At 71.4% G+C, this 23,124-nt stretch carries 27 protein-coding genes; 13 read left to right on the top strand and 14 right to left on the bottom strand.

Annotation, left to right across the window (positions count from 1 at the left end):
- Nucleotides 1–11 precede the first annotated feature (11 nt).
- The 4 genes from OO014_RS07895 to OO014_RS07880 form a co-directional block, all read right to left on the bottom strand.
- Nucleotides 12–545, bottom strand: a complete 534-nt coding sequence (locus tag OO014_RS07895; RefSeq protein WP_272461751.1) for a TasA family protein — start codon at nucleotides 543–545, stop codon at nucleotides 12–14.
- Nucleotides 546–779: 234 nt separating this feature from the next.
- Nucleotides 780–2,408 carry a chaperonin GroEL gene (groL, locus tag OO014_RS07890; RefSeq protein ID WP_272461750.1) on the bottom strand — a complete coding sequence of 543 codons (1,629 nt, stop codon included), beginning with the start codon at nucleotides 2,406–2,408 and terminating at the stop codon, nucleotides 780–782.
- 192 nt (nucleotides 2,409–2,600) lie between these two features.
- Nucleotides 2,601–3,020, bottom strand: a complete 420-nt coding sequence (locus OO014_RS07885; RefSeq protein ID WP_272461749.1) for an HIT family protein — start codon at nucleotides 3,018–3,020, stop codon at nucleotides 2,601–2,603.
- Between the two features lie 19 nt (nucleotides 3,021–3,039).
- The gene (locus OO014_RS07880; RefSeq protein WP_272461748.1) at nucleotides 3,040–3,564 is read right to left on the bottom strand and encodes a hypothetical protein; all 525 of its coding nucleotides are present in this window, start codon (nucleotides 3,562–3,564) and stop codon (nucleotides 3,040–3,042) included.
- 102 nt (nucleotides 3,565–3,666) lie between these two features.
- On the opposite strand from OO014_RS07880, the gene OO014_RS07875 reads away from it, so the two are divergent.
- On the top strand, nucleotides 3,667–4,551 hold the full coding sequence (locus OO014_RS07875; RefSeq protein ID WP_272461747.1) for an MBL fold metallo-hydrolase: 885 nt from the start codon (nucleotides 3,667–3,669) through the stop codon (nucleotides 4,549–4,551).
- Between the two features lie 80 nt (nucleotides 4,552–4,631).
- On the opposite strand, the gene OO014_RS07870 is transcribed toward OO014_RS07875, so the two are convergent.
- The 6 genes from OO014_RS07870 to OO014_RS07845 all read right to left on the bottom strand — a co-directional run bounded on the left by OO014_RS07870 (nucleotide 4,632) and on the right by OO014_RS07845 (nucleotide 9,972).
- Complete coding sequence (locus OO014_RS07870; protein ID WP_272461746.1) at nucleotides 4,632–5,696, bottom strand: P1 family peptidase; 1,065 nt, start codon at nucleotides 5,694–5,696, stop codon at nucleotides 4,632–4,634.
- A complete protein-coding gene (locus OO014_RS07865) occupies nucleotides 5,693–6,157 on the bottom strand; it encodes a GNAT family N-acetyltransferase (protein WP_272461745.1) in 465 nt (154 codons plus the stop codon). Before OO014_RS07865 ends, OO014_RS07870 begins: the two co-directional genes overlap by 4 nt.
- A gap of 54 nt (nucleotides 6,158–6,211) precedes the next feature.
- Nucleotides 6,212–6,505, bottom strand: a complete 294-nt coding sequence (locus OO014_RS07860; RefSeq protein WP_272461744.1) for a DUF3263 domain-containing protein — start codon at nucleotides 6,503–6,505, stop codon at nucleotides 6,212–6,214.
- 171 nt (nucleotides 6,506–6,676) lie between these two features.
- Nucleotides 6,677–8,038, bottom strand: a complete 1,362-nt coding sequence (locus tag OO014_RS07855; protein WP_272461743.1) for a pyridoxal phosphate-dependent decarboxylase family protein — start codon at nucleotides 8,036–8,038, stop codon at nucleotides 6,677–6,679.
- Between the two features lie 80 nt (nucleotides 8,039–8,118).
- Nucleotides 8,119–8,784 (bottom strand): HAD family hydrolase, encoded by a 666-nt coding sequence (locus OO014_RS07850; RefSeq protein WP_272461742.1) that lies wholly within the window; start codon nucleotides 8,782–8,784, stop codon nucleotides 8,119–8,121.
- A gap of 30 nt (nucleotides 8,785–8,814) precedes the next feature.
- A complete protein-coding gene (locus OO014_RS07845; RefSeq protein ID WP_272461741.1) occupies nucleotides 8,815–9,972 on the bottom strand; it encodes an N-acetylglucosamine-6-phosphate deacetylase in 1,158 nt (385 codons plus the stop codon).
- A gap of 42 nt (nucleotides 9,973–10,014) precedes the next feature.
- Here OO014_RS07845 and OO014_RS07840 point away from each other — a divergent pair, with 42 nt between their 5' ends.
- The 3 genes from OO014_RS07840 (at nucleotide 10,015) to OO014_RS07830 (ending at nucleotide 12,650) form a co-directional block, all read left to right on the top strand.
- Complete coding sequence (locus OO014_RS07840) at nucleotides 10,015–10,692, top strand: uracil-DNA glycosylase (protein WP_272461740.1); 678 nt, start codon at nucleotides 10,015–10,017, stop codon at nucleotides 10,690–10,692.
- Complete coding sequence (locus OO014_RS07835; RefSeq protein WP_272461739.1) at nucleotides 10,689–11,510, top strand: SGNH/GDSL hydrolase family protein; 822 nt, start codon at nucleotides 10,689–10,691, stop codon at nucleotides 11,508–11,510. Before OO014_RS07840 ends, OO014_RS07835 begins: the two co-directional genes overlap by 4 nt.
- Before the next feature lie 156 nt (nucleotides 11,511–11,666).
- The gene (locus OO014_RS07830; protein ID WP_272461738.1) at nucleotides 11,667–12,650 is read left to right on the top strand and encodes a DUF559 domain-containing protein; all 984 of its coding nucleotides are present in this window, start codon (nucleotides 11,667–11,669) and stop codon (nucleotides 12,648–12,650) included.
- Between the two features lie 63 nt (nucleotides 12,651–12,713).
- Here the strand turns inward: OO014_RS07830 and gabT are convergent, their stop codons facing one another.
- From gabT to OO014_RS07810, 4 genes are all read right to left on the bottom strand, one after another.
- Nucleotides 12,714–14,054, bottom strand: coding sequence for a 4-aminobutyrate--2-oxoglutarate transaminase (gene gabT, locus OO014_RS07825; RefSeq protein WP_272461737.1), 1,341 nt, complete (start codon nucleotides 14,052–14,054; stop codon nucleotides 12,714–12,716).
- A 161-nt stretch (nucleotides 14,055–14,215) separates the two neighbouring features.
- Nucleotides 14,216–14,593: a VOC family protein gene (locus OO014_RS07820; RefSeq protein WP_272461736.1), complete on the bottom strand. Its 378-nt coding sequence runs from the start codon at nucleotides 14,591–14,593 to the stop codon at nucleotides 14,216–14,218.
- A gap of 11 nt (nucleotides 14,594–14,604) precedes the next feature.
- Nucleotides 14,605–15,087, bottom strand: a complete 483-nt coding sequence (locus OO014_RS07815) for an SRPBCC family protein (RefSeq protein WP_272461735.1) — start codon at nucleotides 15,085–15,087, stop codon at nucleotides 14,605–14,607.
- Nucleotides 15,084–15,455: an ArsR/SmtB family transcription factor gene (locus tag OO014_RS07810; protein ID WP_272461734.1), complete on the bottom strand. Its 372-nt coding sequence runs from the start codon at nucleotides 15,453–15,455 to the stop codon at nucleotides 15,084–15,086. Before OO014_RS07810 ends, OO014_RS07815 begins: the two co-directional genes overlap by 4 nt.
- Nucleotides 15,456–15,648: 193 nt before the next feature.
- On the opposite strand from OO014_RS07810, the gene OO014_RS07805 reads away from it, so the two are divergent.
- The 9 genes from OO014_RS07805 (at nucleotide 15,649) to OO014_RS07765 (ending at nucleotide 23,020) form a co-directional block, all read left to right on the top strand.
- A complete protein-coding gene (locus tag OO014_RS07805) occupies nucleotides 15,649–16,044 on the top strand; it encodes a TOBE domain-containing protein (RefSeq protein ID WP_272461733.1) in 396 nt (131 codons plus the stop codon).
- Nucleotides 16,041–16,790, top strand: coding sequence for a molybdate ABC transporter substrate-binding protein (gene modA, locus OO014_RS07800; protein WP_272461732.1), 750 nt, complete (start codon nucleotides 16,041–16,043; stop codon nucleotides 16,788–16,790). The genes OO014_RS07805 and modA overlap by 4 nt, the downstream gene beginning before the upstream one ends.
- On the top strand, nucleotides 16,787–17,572 hold the full coding sequence (locus tag OO014_RS07795) for an ABC transporter permease (RefSeq protein WP_272461730.1): 786 nt from the start codon (nucleotides 16,787–16,789) through the stop codon (nucleotides 17,570–17,572). The genes modA and OO014_RS07795 overlap by 4 nt, the downstream gene beginning before the upstream one ends.
- Nucleotides 17,569–18,624, top strand: a complete 1,056-nt coding sequence (locus tag OO014_RS07790) for an ABC transporter ATP-binding protein (RefSeq protein ID WP_272461729.1) — start codon at nucleotides 17,569–17,571, stop codon at nucleotides 18,622–18,624. Before OO014_RS07795 ends, OO014_RS07790 begins: the two co-directional genes overlap by 4 nt.
- 57 nt (nucleotides 18,625–18,681) lie before the next feature.
- Nucleotides 18,682–19,830 carry an acyl-CoA dehydrogenase family protein gene (locus tag OO014_RS07785; RefSeq protein ID WP_272461728.1) on the top strand — a complete coding sequence of 383 codons (1,149 nt, stop codon included), beginning with the start codon at nucleotides 18,682–18,684 and terminating at the stop codon, nucleotides 19,828–19,830.
- Nucleotides 19,831–19,856: 26 nt separating this feature from the next.
- Nucleotides 19,857–20,624 (top strand): SDR family NAD(P)-dependent oxidoreductase, encoded by a 768-nt coding sequence (locus OO014_RS07780; RefSeq protein WP_272461727.1) that lies wholly within the window; start codon nucleotides 19,857–19,859, stop codon nucleotides 20,622–20,624.
- A 203-nt stretch (nucleotides 20,625–20,827) separates the two neighbouring features.
- Nucleotides 20,828–21,328 carry a SigE family RNA polymerase sigma factor gene (locus OO014_RS07775; RefSeq protein WP_272461726.1) on the top strand — a complete coding sequence of 167 codons (501 nt, stop codon included), beginning with the start codon at nucleotides 20,828–20,830 and terminating at the stop codon, nucleotides 21,326–21,328.
- A complete protein-coding gene (locus OO014_RS07770) occupies nucleotides 21,325–22,644 on the top strand; it encodes a hypothetical protein (RefSeq protein WP_272461725.1) in 1,320 nt (439 codons plus the stop codon). The genes OO014_RS07775 and OO014_RS07770 overlap by 4 nt, the downstream gene beginning before the upstream one ends.
- A gap of 100 nt (nucleotides 22,645–22,744) precedes the next feature.
- Nucleotides 22,745–23,020 (top strand): hypothetical protein, encoded by a 276-nt coding sequence (locus OO014_RS07765; protein ID WP_272461724.1) that lies wholly within the window; start codon nucleotides 22,745–22,747, stop codon nucleotides 23,018–23,020.
- Nucleotides 23,021–23,124 lie beyond the last annotated feature (104 nt).

The following is a 23,124-nucleotide window of genomic DNA, read 5'->3' as shown; positions in this document are numbered from 1 at the left end:
CCACAGCAGGCTCACTGGTTGTAGGTGTCACCTGCGAGGACCTGAGTCGCGTCCCACTTGTACGTGGCGGAGGCGCTTGCGCCCTGGTCGGCGTTGGGCGTGTCGAGGGCCAGCTTGACGGTGAAGACGTAGGTGTTGGAGGCGCCCGCCGCCCACGTGTCGCCGAGGCCCTTGGCGCCCGCGGACTTGAGGCCGCCGAAGGTGCCGTTGTAGACCTCGGCGTTGGTGGCCTGGTTCTTGATGACGAGGGTGAGGTTGTTGCCGGAGAAGCCGTTGGACGAGGAGACCTCGGTGAGGGTGAAGTTCGCCGGCAGCGAACCGGTGTTCTTGATCGTCACGGTGCCGTTGACCGTGTCGCCGGGCTTGATGTTGGCGACGTTGAAGACGGCGAGGCCGTCCTTGCTGTTGGACTGCGTGAGCGTGCCGGCCGTGACCGAGCTGATGGTGTTCTCGCTCGTCGACGAGAAGGTCGCGCCGGACCCGACGGCGATGGCGCCGGCGACGACGAGCGTGGCGAGGGGGACGAGGATCTTCTTGCTGTTCATGCGTTGCTCCTGGGGTGGCTTCGCGCTGCTTGCGAAGGGTGGTTGTTGCGACACCAGAAACGCTACGGAGGCGTCTTCCACCGCCTCTCCACACGATTTCTCCGGAACGGTCACCGTTCGGAACAGCACGTCCACAACTCTTCCGCGCCCCGAAACCAGGGACAAAAAAGTGGTGCCGAGCGCACAGTGGCTGTGCGCCCGGCACCACTCAAAGGGGTACCGCAGGGGCTGGAATCAGAAGCCCATGCCGCCCATGTCGCCCATGTCGGGGGCGCCGACGGCAGCCGAGGCCTTCTCCGGCTTGTCGGCGATGACGGCCTCGGTCGTCAGGAAGAGCGCCGCGATCGACGCTGCGTTCTGCAGCGCGGAGCGGGTCACCTTGACCGGGTCGATGATGCCGGCGGCGAGCAGGTCGCCGTACTCGCCCGTCGCGGCGTTGAGGCCGTGACCGGCGTCGAGGTGGCGCACCTTCTCCGCCACGACGCCGCCCTCGAGACCCGCGTTGATCGCGATCTGCTTGAGCGGTGCCTCCGCGGCCACGCGGACGATGTTGGCGCCGGTCGCCTCGTCACCCTCGAGCTGGAGGGCGTCGACGGCCTTGGCGGCCTGGATGAGAGCGACGCCGCCACCGGCGACGATGCCCTCCTCGACGGCAGCCTTGGCGTTGCGCACGGCGTCCTCGATGCGGTGCTTGCGCTCCTTGAGCTCGACCTCGGTGGCCGCGCCCGCCTTGATGACGGCGACGCCGCCGGCGAGCTTGGCGAGGCGCTCCTGGAGCTTCTCGCGGTCGTAGTCGGAGTCCGACTTCTCGATCTCGGCCTTGATCTGGGCGATCCGGCCCTCGATCGCGCTGCGGTCCTCGGCGTCCTCGACGATGGTCGTCTCGTCCTTGGTGACGACGACCTTGCGAGCCTTGCCGAGCAGGTCGAGGGTGGCGTTCTCGAGCTTGAGACCGACCTCCTCGGAGATGACCTGGCCACCGGTGAGGATGGCGATGTCGGTGAGCATGGCCTTGCGGCGGTCACCGAAGCCCGGAGCCTTGACGGCGACGGACTTGAAGGTGCCCCGGATCTTGTTCACGACGAGCGTCGCGAGGGCCTCGCCCTCAACGTCCTCGGCGATGATGAGCAGCGGCTTGCCGGACTGCATGACCTTCTCGAGGAGGGGCAGCAGGTCCTTGACCGAGCCGATCTTGGAGTTCGCGACGAGGACGTAGGCGTCGTCGAGGACGGTCTCCATGCGCTCGGTGTCGGTGACGAAGTAGGCCGAGATGTAGCCCTTGTCGAAGCGCATGCCCTCGGTCATCTCCAGCTCGAGGCCCATGGTGTTGGAGTCCTCGACGGTGATGACGCCTTCCTTGCCGACCTTGTCCATCGCCTCGGCGATGAGACCGCCGATCTCCTCGTCAGCCGCGGAGATGGAGGCGGTGGAGGCGATCTCCTCCTTGGTCTCGATCTCCTTGGCGGACTCGAGCAGCGAGGCGGAGACGGCCTCGACGGCCTTCTCGATACCGCGCTTGAGGGCCATCGGGTTGGCGCCGGCGGCAACGTTGCGCAGGCCTTCCTTCACCATGGCCTGGGCGAGCACGGTCGCCGTCGTCGTGCCGTCACCGGCGACGTCGTCGGTCTTCTTGGCAACTTCCTTGACGAGCTCGGCGCCGATCTTCTCGTACGGGTCGTCGAGCTCGATCTCCTTGGCGATCGAGACACCGTCGTTGGTGATCGTGGGTGCGCCCCACTTCTTCTCCAGGACGACGTTGCGGCCCTTCGGGCCCAGCGTGACGCGGACGGCGTCGGCAAGGGTGTTCATGCCGCGCTCGAGGCCGCGACGCGCCTCTTCGTCAAACGCAATGGTCTTGGCCATTCGGGTGGTTCCTCCCACACGAAACGTTGGTTTGTGGTCCGCACGACGCCCGCGACGGACGAGGCCGACTCCCACAGCTCACGTCGCTGGGAAAACGGCCCCTCGTGGTGCGGCCCATTTCTGTCACTCCCCGGGGGAGAGTGCTAACGCCATTATTGGCACTCTCACCGGGAGAGTGCAAACCTTCTCCGCTCAGGACCTGGCGGCGAGCGCAGCCGACAGCCTGGCTGCGTAGGCAGCGGACTCCTCCGCACTGGAGTACGTGGTCCGGGGCCAGAAGAACCCGCGCAGCCCGTCACCCTTGGTCCGAGGGACGACGTGGACATGCAGGTGCGGGACTGACTGGCTGACGACGTTGTTCATGGCGACGAACGTGCCCTGCGCGCCGAGCCCCGCGACCACCGCCGCCGCGAGGCGTCGGACAGCGCCGGTCAGACCCGCGTCGAGGCCCTCCGGCAGGTCCAGCAGGGTGGGCACGTGCGCCCTGGGGACGAGGAGCACGTGCCCCTTGAAGACGGGCCTGCGGTCGAGGAACGCCACGAACCCGGGCTCGTCCAGGACGAGGTCAGCCGGAACGTCGCCTGCCGCGATCGCACAGAACGTGCAGTCCATGGCGCCAGCGTGCCACGTCTCAGAGACAGACCCCGAAGAGCTCCACCGAGCAGGCCGTGTCGGCGGTGCTGCCGGCCGCCTTGGGGGTCTTGGTCGGCTTGTTCGTATTGCTCTTGCCGGGCGGGCCGGACGAGGTGGACGGCTCGGGATCGGTCGTCGTCGCGGTGGAGCTCGGCGCCGGTGGCTCGGTCGGGCCCACGGTCGGCTCCGGCTCGGTCGTCGCGCTCACCGTGCCGCCGGGCGATCCGGACGTGGGGCTTCCGGCGGTCGAGCTCGGGGCGGAGGATGACGCCGAGGCGGGCGTGGAGCCGCCCTCACCGGCGACCGTGCGCCAGTCGCTGCTCACCGGGTCCTGGGTCCACTCCACCTTCATCGACGTCGTCGGGATGAGCCCGGAGGACAGCGGCTGGTCCCGCCACTGACTGTCGTCCGGCCACCACAGGACCAGGCCCCCGAGCAGCGCGACGACCGCGGAGCCGGCGGCGACGACGGCGTTTCGACGCCGTCTGGCTGCTCGCTCTCTGGCTTTCATCTCGGCACGCATGACACACCAAGGTAGACGAAACGGGCACCTGGTGCGCAGTCCGGGCGGTCCCGATACGGTGACGGGCACCGAGACGGCGAAACGAACGAGGAGGTCGCGGTGATGGGGTCGGGTTTCCGCGAGGTGGCAGATCAGGTGTTCGTCGCCCGCTACCCCCAATGGGACGTCAACGTCGGCCTCGTGCTGGGACGTGACGGCGCGGTCGTCGTCGACTCGAGGGCGAGCCTGCTGCAGGGCTTCGAGGTCCTCGACGACATCCGGCGGCTCGGTTCCGACATCGCCGTGCGCCACGTCGTCAACACCCACGTGCACTTCGACCACACGTTCGGCAATGGAGCGTTCACCGCAGCGACGGTCCACGCCCACGCCAACGTCGCACGCTCCGTGGAAGCGGACGCGGCGCGGATCAAGGGGCTCTTCCGGGCCGACCCCGGCGACGGCCCCGAGGCCGGCTACACCTCACGGGACGTGGTCGAGGTGTGCGCGACGGCGGTCCGGCACCCGGACCGGACCTTCGAGCACAGCGCCACCATCGACCTCGGCGACCGGGCGGTGACGATGAGCTGGGCAGGGCGCGGCCACACGGATGGGGACATCAGCGTCCACGTCGCCGATGCCGGCGCGATGTTCCTCGGCGACCTCGTCGAGGAGTCGGCGCCCCCCGCGTTCGGTGGTGACTGCTGGCCGCTCCACTGGGCTGACACGCTGACCGAGCACCTCGGCCTGCTCGACCCCGGCGCCGTCGTCGTGCCGGGTCACGGCAAGCCCGTCGACACCGACTTCGTCCGACGTCAGCGCGACGACGTGGCCCTCGTCGGCCAGGTCATCCGCGAGCGCCACGACGCGGGCTGGTCCGTCGAGGCAGCAGTGGTCGAGCCCGACTCGAGGCTCCCCTACGAGCTCGGCAGCCTCGATGCGGCGTTCCGGCGCGGCTGGGAGCACGCAGCCCTCGAGGCCGACGCCGCCGGCCCGCTGGCCCCCGCCTGACCGACCGGGCCGTCTGACCGACCGGACCGCCTGCCCGACCGGACCGCCTGCCCGACCGCGACGGCTCGAGCCAACCCACGTCAGCGGCGCGCGGACGGGAAGGCCTCGGACCACGACCGGAGGGCGATGCCACCGTCCCCCGTCCGGTCGACCGAGGTGGCCGCCAGCAGCGCGTGCACGATCGCCCGGGCCACACAGTCCGCCCCTGCCTCCATCAGGACCAGCAGGTCGAGGGCCTCGGGCGCCTCCCGGCCACCGGTCGCCAGGGCGAAGATCGTGTCGCCGTCGAACAGCGTGTGCACCGGCTTGACCGCCCGAGCAAACCCGTCGTGCGCGACGCCGGCGAGCTTCTGGCACTGCGCCTTGGTCAGCGTGGCATCGGTGGCGACGACGCCAATGGTCGTGGCCATCGCCGGCATCCCGGCGGCGCGGTCCGGCAGCGACTCGGCCCGAGCACGAGCCTCGGCCACCTCGGCCGCGGACGCGACCCCGACGTGAGCGAACTCGTCCGCGAGACCGAGCCCAGCGGCATACGGCCTGCCGGTGGTGGGGTCGACCGCGGAGCCGACCGCGTTGAGCGCCACGATCGCGCCCACCGTCACCCCGGAGGGCAGGACGACGCTCGCCGTCCCCACGCCTCCCTTGAGCCCGCCGACCCGCGCCCCAGTGCCCGCGCCGACGCACCCCTGCGCCACCGAGGCGCCGGCGGCGGAGTAGGCAGCCCGGCCGTCCGCGGCCCGCGGGTAGTGGCGCCACGTGCCGGCGCGGCCGAGGTCGAAGAGGATGGCGGCCGGCACGATCGGCACCACCTGGCCCGGCTCGCGCATCGGCCAACCGCGGCCGTCGTCGAAGAGGCCATCGACGACGCCGTCCACCGCGCCGAGCCCCGGTGCGCTGCCGCCCCCGAGGACCACCGCGTCGACGCGGTCGACGAGGTTGCGGGGGTCGAGCAGGTCGGTCTCCCGGGTGCCCGGGCCACCACCGCGCACGTCGACGCCGGCCACCGCACCCCCGGGAGGCGCGACGACGACGGTGACCCCGGTGAGCCAGCCGGGCTCGTCCCGCGTGCAGTGCCCGACGCGCACCCCGGCGACGTCGGCGATCGAGTTGGTCGGGCCCGGCAGGACCGCGGCGGAGTCCGTCACTCGGGGTCCCTCAGGTCGAACTCCATGAGCCGCCCGGGTGAGTCGAACCCCAGCCGCTCGTAGAACTGCTGCTCCTGCTCGTCGGGCGCATTGACCCGGATCCACTTGACGTCCGTGGAGCGGGACCACTCGATCATCGTCTCGGTCAGTGCCCGGGCCACGCCGAGGTCGCGGCAGTCGGGGATGACGTAGAGCCCACCGACGTGGAGCCAGCTGACGTCCTTGCGCCCGGGCCACGGCAGCGCCCTGATCCGGCGGGTCTCGAGGATGCCGGCATGCAGGCTGCGGGCCTCCGCGATCCAGGTCGGGCGGTCCGGCCGCTCACCCAACCACGCGTCGACGAACCGGTCGAGGTAGCCGGGCTCCGACGGCAGGCCCAGCTCGCGCGCGAACTGCAGGTGCAGGGCGGCGACGATGAAGGCGTCATCGGCTCCCGCACGGCGAACCACGACGTCGGCCATGGGGGAAGTGAACCACGCCGCCCAGCGAAGTGCGACGTGCGGCGCGGCGGGTCGTCAGGCGTTGAAGCCGAGGCGACGGCTCGTGCGAGCGCGCTGCCGGCTGGCGCGCATCCGGCGCAGTCGCTTGACGAGCATCGGGTCGGCCTCGAGGGCCGCGGGGTTGTCGAGCAGCGCGTTGAGCACCTGGTAGTAGCGCGTGGAGCTCATGTCGAAGAGCTCCTTGATGGCTTGCTCCTTCGAGCCGGAGTACTTCCACCACTGACGCTCGAACGCCAGGATCTCGTGGTCCCGGTCACTGAGCTCGCTCTCGGAGTGGTGCGTGTGCTCCGTGGCGTGTTCTGTGCTCATGGTCCCTTAGTCTCTGGTCTGCGGCGGCTGCCGACTGGTCGTGCGAAACGGTAGCGACTCCCGGTCCGGCACTTCCAGTCGCGAAGATGTCCATCCCGTGAACGCGATCCGCGTTGGCTCCGTACCCAACCTTAGTCGCTGAATCACACGAGTGTCATTCACTCGGGCTCGTCATCCCATCGTGTCGAGGATCGCCGTCACGTCCTCCTTGGTCGTGTGCGGGTTGACCACCGCGAACCGCGTGAGGGTCTCCCCGCGGAAGGTCGTCGGCACGACGAAGGCGAACTCCGCGGCGAGCATCCGGTCGGTCCACGCCTGGTAGTCCTCCGGCCCCCAGCCGAGGCGGCGGAAGACGACGACCGACAGGTCCGGCTCCCGGACGAGCTCGAGGTGCGGGCGCTGCTCGATCTCGTGGGCGGCGTGCCGCACGACGTCGAGCGTGCCCTCGATGGCCTCGACGTAGGCGTCCGTGCCGTGCACCGCGAGGGAGTACCAGAGCGGCAGCCCCCGGGCGCGTCGGGTCAGGCCGATCGAGTAGTCCGTGGGGTTCCACTCGGTGGCCTTGGTGAGGACGTCGAGGTAGCCCGCCTCCTGGGTGTGGGCGACCCGGGCCAGCTCAGGGTCCCGATAGAGCAGGGCACAGCAGTCGAACGGCGCGAACAGCCACTTGTGCGGGTCGACGATGAACGAGTCAGCGCGCTCGATCCCGTTGAACAGGTGCCGCACGGATGGGGCGGCCAGGCCCGCTCCACCGTAGGCGCCGTCGACGTGCAGCCACAGCCCGAACTCCTCGCACACGTCGGCGACGGACTCGAGGTCGTCGACGACGCCGAAGTTCGTCGTGCCGGACGTCGCGACGACGGCGAAGAAGGTCTCCGGGCCGTGCTCCTCGAGGGTCTTGCGCAGCTCGGGCCCGGTGAGGCGCAGCTTCTCGTCGACGTGGACGCCGCACACCTCCGCGTCCATGACGGCGGCCATCGAGACGACCGACGAGTGGGCGTTGTCGGTCGCGGCGATCCGCCAGGGGCGAGCGCCGGTGCCGGCCTCCTTGGCGCGGTTGCGGGCGGTGTGCCGGGCGACGACGAGCGCGGAGAGGTTGCCGACGGTGCCTCCGGGGACGAAGACGCCGCCGGCCTCCTCCGGCAGCCCGGCGAGGTCCGCGATCCAGCGCAGCGCCTGGTTCTCCGCGTAGACGGCACCGGCGCCCTCGAGCCACGAGCCGCCGTAGACGGAGGAGGCGCCGACGACGACGTCGAAGGCCGCGGCCTCACGGGTCGGGGCGCACGGGATGAACGAGAGGTAGCGCGGGTGGTCCGTCGACAGGCAGGCCGGGGCCAGGGTGTGCTCGAACAGCTCCATGGCGCGGGGCGCGCCGAGGCCGGCCGCCGTGATCGTCTGGCCGGCCGCGTTGCGGAGGTACTCCTCCGTCTGCGGCCCGTCGAGCGGGATCGGGTCCATCAGGAGGCGTTCCCGCGCGTAGCGCAGGACCTGCTCCACGGCGATGTGGTCGGGGTCCTTGTCGAAGCTGTGCACGGAGGAACTCTAGGGCCCCGCAGACCCCCTCCCGTATGCCGCTGGGCTCGCTCCCCGACTGCCCTGACCTCAGGCGCGTGTCAGTCGCGTGTCAGCAGGAGGTCGCGCAGCTCGGCGGTCGTCGTGGCGATGCCGTCGGGTCGGACCTTGTCGAGGTTGGCGCGGACCCCGGCGCCCCACGTCACGGCGACGGTGGCCATCCCGGCCGCCTTGCCGGCGAGCACGTCGACGACCGCGTCACCGACGTAGGCCGCCTTGGACGGGTCGGACTGGCCGAGCCGCTCGAGCGCGAGCAGCAGCGGGGCCGGCTCCGGCTTGTGGATCTCGGTGTCCTCGAGGGCGACGAGCGCGGCCACGTGCGGCGAGAGGCCGAGCAGGTCCATCGCCTGCTGCGCCGAGTCGCGGCGCTTGGACGTCGCCACCGCGACCTGGGCGCCGGCCTCACCGAGCGCGACGAGCACCTCGCGGGCGCCCTCATATCTGCGGATGAGCCGCTCGGTGTTGTCGGCGTTCCAGCTGAGGTAGGTGGCGTAGAGCTGGTCGGCGTGCTCCGGCGCGTGGTCACGGAAGGCGCTGACCAGCGGGCGCCCGATCCAGGAGCGGATGACCTCGGGGTCCTCCTCGCGGCCCATCACGGTGCGGAAGGCGTGCTGGTAGGACTCGACGATGAGGTTGACGGTGTCCGCGAGCGTGCCGTCGAGGTCGAAGATGACGACGGGCCAGCGCGGCCTCAGGGAATCTGTCACCCCCCTACCCTAGGCGCCGTTCGGGCCCGGTCAGGACGAGTGGAGCCAGCGGCCGGCGCGCATCACCCGCGTGACCCGCGCCGCGGGATCGAGCACGACCAGGTCGGCCCTGGCTCCCGCGCGCAGGGCCCCCCGGTCAGCCAGCCCCAGCAGGCGGGCGGGTGCGCTGGTAGCCGGCTCAGCGGCATACGGCAGGGAGAGTCCGGCCGCGACCTGGCGGGCGACGAGGTCGGCGACGTGGCTCGTGCCCCCGGCGATGGAGCCCTCGGGCTCCCCGGGGCGGGTCGCGAGGCGCGCGGTGCCGCCGGAGACGACGACGGACAGCCCGCCGAGGACGTAGGGCCCGTCGCCGATGCCCGCCGCCGCCATCGCGTCGGAGACGAAGGCGACGCGGGACGGGCCGACGATGTCGATCACGGCGCGCACCGTGTCGTCGGAGAGGTGGACGCCGTCTGCGATGAGCTCGAGCGTCAGCCCGTCGTGGACGGCGGCCCGGAGCAGCGCTGGGACCGCCCCCGGGGTGCGGTGGTGCCACGGGTCCATCCCGTTGAAGAGGTGCGTGGCGAGGTCCGCTCCTGCGTCCACAGCCTGCCTGACCTGCGCAAACGTCGCCGTCGTGTGCCCGACGGCCGCGTGCACGCCAGATTGGTGGAGGTGGCGGACGAGATCCATGCCGTGGTCCCGCTCGGGCGCCACGGTGACCTGGCGGATGTGCCCGCGACCGGCCGCGAGCAGTCGGTCGACCTCGTGGAGGTCGGCGTCGCGCAGCAGGAGCGGGTCGTGGGCGCCGCAGCGGGCCTCGGCGAGCCACGGCCCCTCGAGGTGGATGCCGTCGACCAGCCCGTCGTCCGCGAGGTCGGCGAGGATCTCGACGCCGCGCAGGAGGTCGGCCGGGGCCATCGTGACGAGGCTGGCGAGCAGGCTCGTGGAACCGCGGGCGTGGTGGTGCCGGGCGGCAGCCGCCGCCGCCTCGGGGTCGAGATCGGTGAAGGCCGTGCCCCCGCCGCCGTGGCAGTGCAGGTCGACGTATGCCGCTGACATCGTCCCGAGGATCGGCTCGCTTCCCGGGGTGGCTGGGTCCGCGGGGGGGACGGGTCGGACGGCGGCGATCCGGTCGCCGTCGATGGCGATCTCGGCGGTGACGACGACGCCGTCCACCAGGGCTGGTCCGTGCAGTGTGGTGGTCATCGGGGTCGATTCTGCCGTGCAGGCATTGGGTAGCGTGAGCCCGTGCCCGCCCGACCCCTGACCGACCTCGTCCACCCGTCCTGGCTGCCGGTTCTCGAGCCGGTCGCCGACACGATCGGTTCGCTCGGGGACTTCCTCCGGGCCGAGGTGGCGGCGGGCCGTGGCTACCTGCCGGCGGGGCCTGCGATCCTGCGTGCGTTCACCGTGCCGCTCGACTCGGTCCGCGTCCTCGTCGTCGGTCAGGATCCCTATCCGACGCCTGGGCACCCTGTCGGGCTGTCCTTCTCGGTCGCTCCGGACGTGCGCCCCGTGCCGCGCTCGCTGCAGAACATCTATCAGGAGCTCGGGTCGGACCTGGGTCTGCCGCTGCCCACCAACGGCGACCTGAGCCCATGGTTCGAGCGCGGGGTCATGCTGCTCAACCGGGTCCTGACCGTGAGCCCCGGGCGGCCGGCCAGCCACCAGGGGAAGGGCTGGGAGACGGTGACCGCGCAGGCGATCTCCGGACTCGTGGCTCGCGGTGGGCCGCTCGTGGCGATCCTCTGGGGCCGCCAGGCGCAGTCGCTCGCACCGATGCTCGGGCAGGTGCCGCGCATCGAGAGCGCCCACCCGTCGCCCTTGTCGGCGCGGTCCGGCTTCTTCGGGTCCCGGCCGTTCAGCCGGGCCAACGACCTGCTCGCCCAGCAGGGCGCCGCACCGATCGACTGGAGGCTGCCATGACATCGCCGACCGATCAGGGCCCCCACCTGTGGAGCCGTTACGTGGCCATCGGGGACTCGTTCACCGAGGGCATGTGCGACGACGACCCGCTCCTCGTGGGCGACGGCTCGGACGGTGAGTTCGCCGGGTGGGCGGACCGGCTGGCCGCGCACCTGTCCGAGATGGCTCAGGACGCCGGGTTGCCGTTCGGCTACGCCAACCTCGCCGTGCGCGGCCGCAAGCTCGCCGACGTAGTGGGGCCGCAGCTCGAGGCCGCGCTGGCCCTCGAGCCCGACCTGGTGAGCATCGTCGGCGGCGGCAACGACATCCTGCGACCTCGGGCGGACCTCGAGGCGCTCGCTGCCCGGCTCGAGGCCGCGGTGGCCCGGATCCGCTCGACGGGGGCCGACGTGCTGATGGCCACGCCGGTCGACCCTGCGGACGCTCCGCTGGTCAAGGCGACCCGGGCGCGGGCGGCCATCCACACGGCCAACATCTGGTCGATCGCCCGTCGCCAGGGTGCCCACGTCATCGACCAGTGGGGGCTGCATGCGCTGCGGGACTGGCGGATGTGGGCCGAGGACCGGATTCACATGACGAGCGAAGGCCATCGCCGCGTCGCCCTGGCGGCACTGCAGGCTTTGGGACATGCCCCCGCCGACGCCGACTGGGAGACGCCGCTCGACCCGGCGCCGCCGCTCTCCCGCCGGGAGGCCCTGCAGGCCAACGCGCAGTGGGCGCGCGAGTACGTCGGGCCTTGGGTGCACCGCCGCCTCACCGGTCGCTCGTCGGGAGACGAACGGTCGGCCAAGCGCCCCGAGATCGGCCCCCTCTCCTGACCGCCCTGCACCTGCGGGACAGATGACGCACCTTCCACTGGTTCTGGCCCCTGTTCCCGCACGACCAGGCGCTGCCCACGACTGAAGGTCCGTCATCCGTCCCCGTGCTGTGGATGACGGGCCGGTGCAGACGCGGCTGCTTGGCAGGCTCGAGTGGTGCCGCCCTCTCCCCTGCCGTCCGCCGGCGCAGCCCGGCGCCGCCGCGGCACCAGCCAGGATGTGGTCACAGCCGTGCACGCCCTCGGCGGCACCTGCGGCTGGAGCGAGCTGCGCCGTGCGGTCCCTTGGCGCCACATCGGCCCGGCCGTTGCCGCTGGTCTCATCGCCCGGTCGAGCAACCGCGTCTACTCGTTGCCGGCGACGGATGAGGCCCGCGTCATTGCCGCGCGGATGACGGGCGTCGTCTCGCACCGGAGTGCGGCCCTCCACTGGGGATGGAAGGTCAAGCAGACGCCGGATCTGCCTGACGTGACCGTCCCCCGCGGGCGCAAGGTCCGCAGCAGTGTGACCGGGCTGTCCACGACGCACCAGCGAGACCTCGCCGCCCGCGACATCACGGACGGCTGGGTGACCTCACGCGAGCGCACCGTCGTCGACTGCTGCCTGGACCTACCGTTCGACGAGGCGCTCGCGGTCTTCGACTCGGCGCTCCGAGGCGGCATGCGGCACGGGTCTCTCGTCGCCGCGGCTGGTTCACTCGGGCCCCGGCACCGAGCCAAGGTGCTGGCGGTGGCCCGGGTCGCCAGCGGCCGAGCCGACAACCCGTTCGAGTCGGTCCTGCGGGCCATCGCCCTCGCCGTGCCTGACACGACGTGGGAGCCCCAGCACCGAATCCGTGACAACGACTTCTTCGCGAAGGTCGACCTCGCGTGCGAGGAACTCCAGATCGTCCTCGAGGCGGACAGCTTCGAGTTCCACGGGCGGCGTGCTGCCCTGGACCGCGACTGCGAGCGCTATGACGAGCTGGTGTGCCGCAACTGGCTCGTCCTGCGGTTCTCCTGGGAGCAGGTGATGTTCCGTCCGGAGTGGGTTGGCGGTGTCATCACCCGCGCGGTGCAGCTCCGGCGCTCGGCAGCACGGGGTGGGGCTGCCGCCCCGGGACAGATGACGCACCTTCCGCCTGCCACCGGCGTCGCCTGAGCACGACATCCACGATCTACTGGCGGTAGCTCCGTCATCCGTCCCGATTGGGGTCGCGACAAGTCAGCCGGCGGCTGCGGCGAAGGCCGCCTCGAAGATGTCGAGCCCCTCGGAGAGCAGCTCCTCGGACGCGACGAGCGGCGGCAGGAAGCGGAACACGTTGCCGTAGGTACCGCAGGTCAGCGTCACGAGCCCCTCCGCGTGGCAGGCCTTGTTGACCGCGGCGGTGAGCGCGGGGTTCGGCGTGATGTCCCCAGCCCCGTTGACGAGCTCGATCGCGAGCATCGCCCCGCGCCCGCGGATGTCGCCGATCTGCGGGAACCGCTCGGCGAGCGCCCGGAGCCGCGGCAGGAAGATCGACTCCACCTGCTTCGCGCGAGTGCAGAGGTCGTCCGAGCGCATCGTCTCGATGGCACCGAGAGCCGCGGCGCAGGCCACGGGATTGCCGCCATAGGTTCCGCCGAGCCCGCCGGCGTGGATCGAGTCCATGACGTCGGCGCGCCCGGTGACCGCGGCGAGCGGCAGCCCGCCGGCCATGCCCTTCGCCGTGGTGATGAGGTCGGGCACGACGCCCTCGTGCTCGCTCGCGAACCAGTCGCCGGTGCGGCAGAAGCCGGTCTGCACCTCGTCGGCGATGAAGAGGATGCCGTGCTCGGCGCACCAGTCGGCGACCTGCTTGACGAAGCCCGGCGCCGGCACGATGAAGCCGCCCTCGCCCTGGATCGGCTCGAGGATGACGGCGGCGGTGTTGTCCTCGCCGACCTGGGCGTGGACCATCGAGGTGAACGCCTCGAACGACTCCTTCGCGCAGTCGGCCGGCCCACCTGGCCAGCGGAAGGGGTAGGACATCGGGGCCCGGTAGACCTCACCGGCGAACGGCCCGAACCGGTGCTTGTAGGGCATGTTCTTCGCGGTCAGCGCCATGGTGAGGTTGGTGCGCCCGTGGTAGGCGTGGTCGAACGCGATCACGGCGTCGCGGCCGGTGTAGCTGCGGGCGATCTTGACGGCGTTCTCGACGGCCTCGGCCCCGGAGTTGAAGAGCGCCGAGCGCTTCTCGTGGTCGCCGGGGGTGACCTCGGCGAGCGCCTCGCACACCTCGAGGTACTCCTCGTAGGGCGTCACCATGAAGCAGGTGTGCGTGAAGTCGGCGACCTGCGCCTGCACGCGCTCGACGACGCGGGGCGCTGCATGGCCCACGGACGTGACGGCGATCCCGGCTCCGAAGTCGATGAGCTGGTTGCCGTCGACGTCGACGAGGATCCCGCCCTCGGCACGCTCGACGTAGACCGGCAGGCCGACTCCGACCCCGGCTGAGACGGCCGCCGCCTTGCGGGCGTGCAGCTCGGTGGAGCGGGGGCCGGGGATGGCGGTCCTGAGGACACGCTGCTGAGCGACGTTGGTCATGGGGGCACTCTAGAGCCGCCCGTATGCCGCTGGGCTCGCTCCCCGAGGAATGCCGGCCCCCAGCCCTCCCGCCCCCGCGTCAGCTCGAGTGGCCCCGCGATCCACAGCCCGAGCCGGGTGCGAGCTGTGGACATCGGGGCCACTCGAGTTGGTCGGCTCGGTCAGCCGGCGTCGAACCTGCTCCGGTGCTCGTGCGGGATCAGCGGGACCTCGCCGCGGGCCTTCAGCTGCTGGACGGCCCAGCTGTTGCCGTCCGGGCCGACCAGCTCGGCCCGGGCCGTCTCGGCGTCGGCCACGCAGAGCTGGAGGCCCTTGAGCGAGCCCGGGGCCATCTCGACCTGCGCGGGCAGGTTGCCCATGACGATCGAGCACCCCGAGCCGCGAGGCGTCAGCTGGGCGAAGTGCATCGAGCCGTGCTGCGTCTCGTGATCCAGCGTGAAGCCGACCTGGTCACGGTAGAACGCGATCGACCGCGACAGGTCAGACACCGGGACGATGACGACCTCGAGGGTCCAGTCCATCGGGGTGCTCGCCGTCATGGCTGCTCCCCTCAGGACTGGGCCGGTGCGGTCACGAGCTCGTCGAGGCGCTCGTAGCCCTCCCGCATGCCCTTCTCCATGCCGCTCGCCACCATGGCGTCGCGGCCCTCGACGGTGCGCCCGACGCTGTGCCCCTCGAGACGGCAGCGCCCGCCCCCCAGGTCGACGAACGTCATGAACTCCAGGGCGACCTCGTCGGGAGCCCCCTCGAACTCGAAGGTCTGCACGACGATCTCGTTGTCTCGCACGGTGTGGAAGGTGCCGTGGAAGCCGAAGTCTCCGTGGGGTGTCCTGTGGATGTAGCGGTAGCCGCCACCCGAGCGGAAGTCCCACCGGTCGACGTCCATCTCGTAGCCGCGCGGACCGAGCCACTGCTTGACGAGCTCGGGGTCCCGGTGGGCGTTGAAGACGGCCTCGACGGGTGCGTCGAACTCGCGGGTGAAGTCGATCCAGGCCACTCCGGCGGGCGCGTTGATGGTCAGCTCGTTGCTCATGTCTGCTCCTCTGTGGCGGTGGAGGGTGCTGCGTTCTTCGGGTCCCCGAGCAGGGCGTCCAGCCTGCGGAACTGCTGCTCGTGGACGAGCCGGTAACGGTCGATCCAGGCCGTCATGGCCTCGAGCCGCCCCGGGTTGAGGTGGACCGGGCGGCGTTGGGCGTCGCGGGTCCGCGTGACGAGGTCGGCGTGCTCGAGCACCTGGATGTGCTTCGAGACGGCCTGCTTGCTGATCTGGAAGGGCTCGGCGAGCTCGTTGACCGTGGCCGGGCCGCGACTGAGCCGAGCGATGATCGCCCGGCGGACGGGATCGGCCAGGGCCGCGAACGCACGGTCCAGACGCTCCTCCGCCGCTCCGCCGTCCATCATCGTCCAACCAGCCCCTTGATCAACCAATTGATTGATTACAACCCAGAGGAAGCCGCCCGTCAACCCACCTCAATCGAAAGAGCAGTTTGCGACAACGCGCGTGTCGCGAAGTGCTCTTTCGATCGGGGTGGGGTGTCGCGAACTGCTCTTTCGATTGGGCGGGGTCCGCGAATGCGGGGATAGACTGCTTTTCATGCCGCATCTGCGTATCAGTGAGGCCGCCGCTCTCCTCGGCGTCAGCGACGACACCGTCCGTCGCATGGTCGACTCGGGTCGACTCTCCGGCGGCATCGACGAGGCCGGCCGCCGCACCGTCGACGGAGCCGAGCTCGCCGCCGTCGCCCAGGACGTCGCCCACCCGGCCGCCGTCGGCACGATCGGAGCGGCCTCCGCCCGCAACCGGATGCGCGGCATCGTCACGTCGATCACCAAGGACACCGTCATGGCGAAGGTGGAGATGCAGTGCGGGCCGTTCCGCATCACCTCCCTCCTCTCCCGCGACTCGGTCGACGAGCTGGGTCTCGAGGTCGGCTCGGTCGCGGTCGCCTCGGTCAAGTCCACCCATGTCGTCGTGGAGGTCCCCGCGTGAGGAGGCGTGGGCGCGGAGCGAGCTCAGCGGCATACGGGCTCGTCGTCCTCGCGCTGGCCGCCTGTGGCACCACCCCCGCCCCGGCCGGCGACCACGTGACGGTGCTCGCGGCAGCGTCACTGACCGAGGCGTTCGAGCAGCTGGCCACTGACTTCGAGGCGACGCACCCGGGCACGTCGGTGGAGGTCTCCTTCGGGTCGAGCGCCACCCTCGTGCAGCAGGTCAACCAGGGCGCGCCGGCGGAGGTCATCGCGCTCGCGGGTGAGTCCGCCGCGAAGCCGCTCGACCGCGCCGCCGTCAAGGCGTCGACGACGTTCGCGACCAACGTGCTGGAGATCGCGGTCCCGCCCGACAACCCGGCGGGTGTGGCGAGCATCGACGACCTGGATCGTCCGGGTCTCAAAGTCGTCCTGTGCGCCCCGAGCGTGCCGTGCGGCCAAGCGGCCGACGCGACCTTCGCGAGCGCCGGGGTCAGCCCGTCGGTCGTCTCACGCGAGGTCGACGTCAAGGCGACCCTCTCGAAGGTTCGGCTCGGGGAGGCGGACGCGGCGGTCGTCTACCACTCGGACGTCGTGGCCGCCGGCGACGTGGTCCGCGGGGTGGCGATCCCCGCGGCGGTCAACACGACGTTGCGCTACCCGATCATCACGCTCTCGGACGACCCCACGGCGCGGTCCTTCGTCGAGTTCGTCGTGAGCGACCGCGGCGCGGCCACCCTCCGATCGCTGGGGTTCGGCACCCCATGAGGTATGCCGCTGGGCTCCGTTCCCGACTCACCCTCGGCATTCCGGCGGGGCTGGCCCTCCTGCTCCTCGTCGTCCCGCTCGTCGCACTGCTGACGCGGGCGGACTGGGCACGCGTGCCGGCGGATCTCGCGACGCCGACCGTCCTCCCGGCGCTGCGGCTGTCGCTGCTCACGACGTCGACGACCGCGGTGCTGTGCCTCCTGCTCGGGACGCCGCTCGCCTGGTTCCTGGCCCGCTCGGACCACGCGGCGACGCGATGGGTGCGGGCACTGCTCACCGTGCCGCTCGTGCTGCCTCCGGTGGTCGGCGGCGTGGCCCTGCTCATGGCCTGGGGCCGGCTGGGTCTCATCGGCCAGCACCTGTCGCCGTTCGGGGTGCAGATCACCTTCACGACGGTCGCGGTGGTGCTGGCCGAGACCTTCGTCGCCATGCCCTTCTACGTCCTCGCGGTCGAGGGGGCGATGCGCGGACTGGACCCTCGGCTCGAGTCCGTGGCCCGCACCCTCGGCGCGTCCGACCTGCGCTACCTGCGGACGGTCGCCCTGCCGCTCGTGCTCCCCGGCGTGGCCAGTGGGCTGGCGCTGGCCTGGGCGAGGGCGCTCGGGGAGTTCGGGGCGACGCTGACCTTCGCCGGCAGCTACCCCGGACGGACCCAGACCGCCCCCCTCGCGGTCTATGCGCTCCTCGAGCAGGACCCTGCCGTGGCGATCTCGGTCAGCATCGTGCTGCTCGTCGTCAGCGTCCTCGTGCTCGCCCTGCTCCGGGGCCGGTGGCTGCGATGAGAGGCGGCCTGGCGGCGCACGTCCGACTGACGCGCGGCTCCCTGGACCTCGACGTCGAGCTGGCAGCCGAGCCCGGTGAGGTCGTCGGGGTGCTCGGGCCCAACGGGGGCGGCAAGACGACGACCGTGCTGGCGCTGGCCGGGGTGGTCCCCAACGCCGCCGGGCGGCTCCGGGTCGGCGGCGAGAGCTGGGACGAGCCGGGGACGGCGCGACCGCCGGAGCAGCGCCACGTGGGCCTGATGCTGGCGGACCCGCTGCTCTTCCCGAACCTGCGGGCCCTCGACAACGTCGCGTTCGGGCTGCGCAGCCGCGGCGTGGGGCGGGCGGCCGCCCGGGAGCGGGCCCTCGCCGAGCTGGCCCGGGTCGGGCTCGGGGACCAGGCGGATGCGCGCCCACGCGAGCTCTCGTCCGGGCAGGCCGCCCGCGTGGCGCTGGCCCGGGCGCTCGCGCCGGACCCCGCGCTCCTCCTCCTCGACGAGCCCCTGTCCGCGCTCGACCCGGATACCCGCGCGCGCACCCGGAGCGACCTGGCGCACCGGCTCGCCGACTACGACGGGACCACCGTGCTCGTGACCCACGACCCCCTCGACGCACTCACGCTCGCGGACCGCCTCGTCTTCATCGAGGCCGGGCGGGTCACCCAGGCAGGCACGCCGGGCGAGGTGCTCCGCGAGCCACGCAGTCCCTATGCGGCCACGGTGGTCGGGCTCAACCTCTATGCAGCGGAGGGCGACACGCGGGGTCATGCCACCACGGACACCGGCACCGTGCTGGTCACCACGAACCCCACGGCGGGCCCGGTCTGGGTGGCCTTCTCCCCCAGCGCCGTGTCGCTGCACCGACGGCCGCCGGAGGGGTCGCCCCGCAACAGCTGGGAGCTGCGGATCACCGACATCACCCTGCACGGGCAGTCCGCGCGGGTCGGACTGGCCGGGCCGATCCGGCTCACGGCCGAGGTGACGCTCGAGTCCATCGCTGCGCTCGGGCTCCGCGTCGGGCTGCCGGTGTGGGCCGCCGTCAAGGCGACCGAGGTGCGCACCTATCCGCGTTGATCCCCGCCGCCCGACCACATTTTGGACACTTTAGTTTGACGTCCTAGTATTCGGGTCATGCCAGCGACGAGGCTGATGCCCACGGACGAAGCCACCGAGCTCCTCGAGCTCACCCGCGAGATCTGCCGCAAGGAGCTCGCCCCGAAGGTCGACGACGCGGAGCGCCAGCACCTCTTCCCCGAGGAGACGTTCCGGACGCTGGGGGCTGCGGGCCTGCTGTCGCTGCCCTACCCCGAGGAGTTCGGCGGGGCCGGCCAGCCCTACGAGGTCTACCTCCAGGTCGTCGAGGAGATCGCCTCGGTCTGGATGAGCGTCGCCGTCGGCGTCAGCGTCCACAGCCTCACGGCCTACCCCGTGGCGACCTACGGCACGGACGAGCAGAAGCAGGCACTGCTCCCCGGCATGCTCTCGGGCGCGCAGCTCGGCGCCTACTGCCTGTCCGAGCCGCTCGCCGGTTCGGACATCGCGTCGATGACGACCCGGGCGACCCCCACGGGCGACGGCCAGTACTCGCTCAAGGGCACCAAGGCCTGGATCTCGCACGCCGGCCACGCGGACTACTACACGACCTTCGCGCGCACGGCCGACACCGGCGGCAAGGGCCTGTCCACGTTCATCGTCCCCGCCGATGCGGCCGGCCTGACGTTCGCCGAGCCGGAGAAGAAGATGGGGCTGCACTGCGACCCCGTCGCCCAGGTCATGTTCGACGGGGTCGTCGTGGACGGCGCCCGGCGGATCGGCGAGGAGGGGCAGGGCATGATGATGGCCCTGTCCGCGCTCGACTCCGGGCGTCTCGGGATCGCCGCCGCCGCGACGGGCCTCGCCCAGGCGGCGCTGGACCGGGCGGCTGCCTACGCCACCGACCGGCACCAGTTCGGTCGGCCGATCGCGAGCAACCAGGGCCTCGCCTTCCTCATCGCCGACATGGAGGCCGCCGTCACGTCGGCCCGGGCCACCTACCTGCACGCGGCGCGCCTGAAGGACGCGGGTCGGGCCTTCAGCAAGGAGGCCGCCGTCGCCAAGCTCGTCGCCACCGACGCGGCGATGCAGGTGACGACCGACGCGGTCCAGGTGCTCGGTGGCGCCGGCTACACCGAGGACTTCCCGCTCGAGCGCTACATGCGCGAGGCCAAGGTGACCCAGATCTTCGAGGGCACCAACCAGATCCAGCGGCTCGTCATCTCCCGGCACGTCCTGGCCGGCTGAGCTCCCCACCTTTCGAAAGGCTCCCCATGCAGCTGAACTCGTCCTCGGTCGCGGTCGTCACGGGTGGCGGCTCCGGCCTCGGCGGCGCGACGGCCCGCCGCTTCGTCGCGGACGGCGCCAAGGTCGTCATCATCGACCTGGAGACGTCCACGGCCCCGGCTCTTGTCGCGGAGCTCGGCGCCGACCACGCTGCCTTCGTCGCAGCGGACGTGCGTGACGAGGCCCAGGTGGAGGCCGCGATCGACCGCGCCCGCGAGCTGGGCGAGCTGCGCGTCGCGGTCAACTGCGCGGGGGTCGCCACCCCCGGCCGCGTCATCGGTCGCAAGGGCCCGCTCGCGCTCGAGACGTTCCGCACCGTCATCGACATCAACCTCGTCGGCTCCTTCAACGTGCTGCGCCTCGCCGCTGCCGCGATGCTCGACAACGAGCCGGTCGACGGGGACCGCGGCGTCATCGTCAACACGGCGAGCATCGCCGCGTTCGACGGCCAGGTCGGGCAGGCCGCCTACGCCGCGAGCAAGGGCGGCATCGTCGGGCTGACGCTCTCCGCGGCGAGGGACTTGGCGGACAAGGCGATCCGCGTCATGACCATCGCCCCCGGCACCTTCGAGACGCCGATGCTGGCCGGCCTGCCCGAGGAGACCCGCCACGTCCTCGAGCAGCAGGTCCCGCACCCGTCGCGGCTCGGCAACCCGACCGAGTACGCCTCCCTCGTGCGCTACATCGTGGACAACCCGATGCTCAACGGCGAGGTCATCCGCCTCGACGGCGCGCTGCGGATGCCGCCGCGCTGACCTGTCCCGTATGCCGCTGGGCTCGCTCCCAGTGCCCGCCGAGCCCCGCTCCTCCCGCAGCGTCGTGGAGGTCGCGGGGCTCGCGCGTCAGTGGCGCCCGCGGCCGGAGAATCTTCCCAAAGGCAGGTAAACCTCTCCATGCAGTCACCGCGTTGGAGGGGTGAACCAAACCACACCGCTCGAGTCAAGGGGAATCCACAGACGTGGCTGATACCGATCGCGACGCCGACTTCACCGCCTACGTGCGGGCCCGGCAACATGCCTTGTCCCGTTTCGCCTACCTGCTGACCGGAGACCCGCACAGCGCCGAGGACCTCGTCCAGGCAGCGCTGGCCAAGGTCTACGGCGCATGGGACCGGATCGGCCAGATCGAGGCGCCTGAGGCCTACATCCGGCGCCTCATTGTCAATGAGCACACCTCGTGGTGGCGGCGAGCCTGGCGCCACCGCGAGCGGGTCGACAGCGACCTCATCACCGTGATGGACCCGGCGGCTGCCGTGCGCGCCGAGCACGACGGTGACCTCTGGGCCCACATCCAGACGTTGACGCCGCGACAGCGCGCCGCGGTCGTCCTGCGCTACTACGAGGACCTCTCCGAGGCCCAGACCGCCGAGATCCTTGGCTGCTCGGTCGGAACCGTGAAGAGCCACACCAGTCGTGCCATCGCTTCCCTGCGCCTGAAGATGAAGGAGGTCGTCGCATGAGCGACCTGAACCACAACCCCCAGACCGGGTCCGATGCAGACCTGGAGTCCGCCTTCCGCACAGCCCTGAAGGGCCGCGCCGCCGGTGTTGCGGCGCCCGGTGACTTCGCACCCCTGGCCATCGCCCGACGGCGCCGCGACCAGCGTGCCAAGGGCGCCATCGGGGCCGTCGCCTTCACCGCCGTCCTCGCCCTCGCCGTGCCGGCCCTCGCCTCCGGCGACCGCGAGGTGCCCGTTCTCCCGGCGTCCACGTCTGGTGCCACCGGGAGCGTGACGACGGACCCCACCCCCTCGACCCCGCCCACGACCCCACCGACGACCACCGCGACGACCACCGCCACCGCGGCCGCCGAGTCAACGAAGTCCGCTCAGAAGCAGGCCAGCTCCGCGAGCTCGTGGGCTGCAGGCGACCGGCTGCACGTCGGCGATCGCACCATCCAGCTCGAGCCCGGGACCGTGGTGGCGTCCTTCGCGGTCGTCGACGGCGGTCGCATCATCCTGGACTCGTCGGTGGGGGTCGACGGCCCCGCCGAGCTGGAGGTCCTCGACCCCACCGGTCGCACCCTGACGTCGATCGAGCCGTGGGAACGGGGTCCGGGGTTCGCGTGGTCCGCATCGCCAGACGGTGCCAAGCTGCTGGTGTCCGACGGGGCATCCCTGACGATCTACGCAACCGACGGTCGCAAGCTCGCCACCCGTCCTGACGCCCGAGCCGCACAGGCCATCGTGGGCGGACTCGCCTACGCCTCGGCCCCTGCCGCATCGTCGACGGAGCCATCGCTCGAGTGGAACTACCTGACTGACGAGGTGCGCGAGCTGCCCCCAGGCCTGCGGGCCGTCACACAGGACGGACAGCGGGCAGCGGGCTACCAGATCCCGCCCACCAAGGACGGCGCGAAGGGGTGCTGGGTCACCTACCAGCTCGCGAGCCCCGAGGACCGCGACGAGCACTGCGTCGGCTGGTTCTTCCCGATGCGCTTCTCGGAGCAGGGCACGTACCTGATCGGCGGGAGCTCCTTCGACGACGGGCGCGGCGGCCTGGGCAACGGTGTCAAGAACCTGGCCGTCGTGCGGGTCAGCGACGGCAGCGTCGTGGTCGGCGCCGAATCCGGCGACGACCAGCTGCTCGGCTGGTCGCTGCAGGTCAGCGCCGACGAGACGTCCTTCCTGGTCTCCCGGAGAACGACACCCCTCAGCGACGAGCGTGTGCCGAACAACACTCTGGCCCGCTGCACGTTCGATGCTCAGTGCGACGAGGTCGCACCCGAGCAGCAGGGGCCCCGGACCTGGCTCGGCCACTACACCGTCGCCCGCTGACCGAGTGCGCCGCCTGTCAACTTTTCGGACGGCTCAGCGACTTTACGTGGTGAGAGGCGATCGGCCTCTCACCACGGGGAGATCACTACAGGGAGGTTTCATGTCCACGCACTTCGTGCTGCGCGTAGCAGCCACTCTGGCCGCAGTCGGCGGCTTCATCATCCTCAGCACCACGCGGGCCCTGGCCGCCGTGGATCCGGGCCTGGGCGCCGGCTCCGGCGCCGCGCCGCCTCCTGCACCACCGACGCCGGTGCCGTTCGAGGTGTTCGGCATGGCCTGGCAGGGTGCGCTCGCCCTCAGCGTCGCACTCATCGCCGTCGTCGGCCTGGCCTACAGCGTCCAGCACCGCCGCCACGCTGCCGGGGCCCCCGCGTAACCGCGCTTCGGACCCGCAACCCAGCCGTATGCCGGCCACCCGCTCGGTGTCAACCCGTGACGGTGTCGCCCGCGTTTGACGGATCAGGGGGAAGGAACGCCGGG

Origin of the sequence: Intrasporangium calvum (assembly GCF_028446585.1) — a bacterium.
Lineage (GTDB): Bacteria > Actinomycetota > Actinomycetes > Actinomycetales > Dermatophilaceae > Intrasporangium > Intrasporangium calvum_A.
The sequence above is the reverse complement of the archived record's forward strand: the minus strand, read 5'-3'. Positions and strand labels throughout refer to the sequence as shown.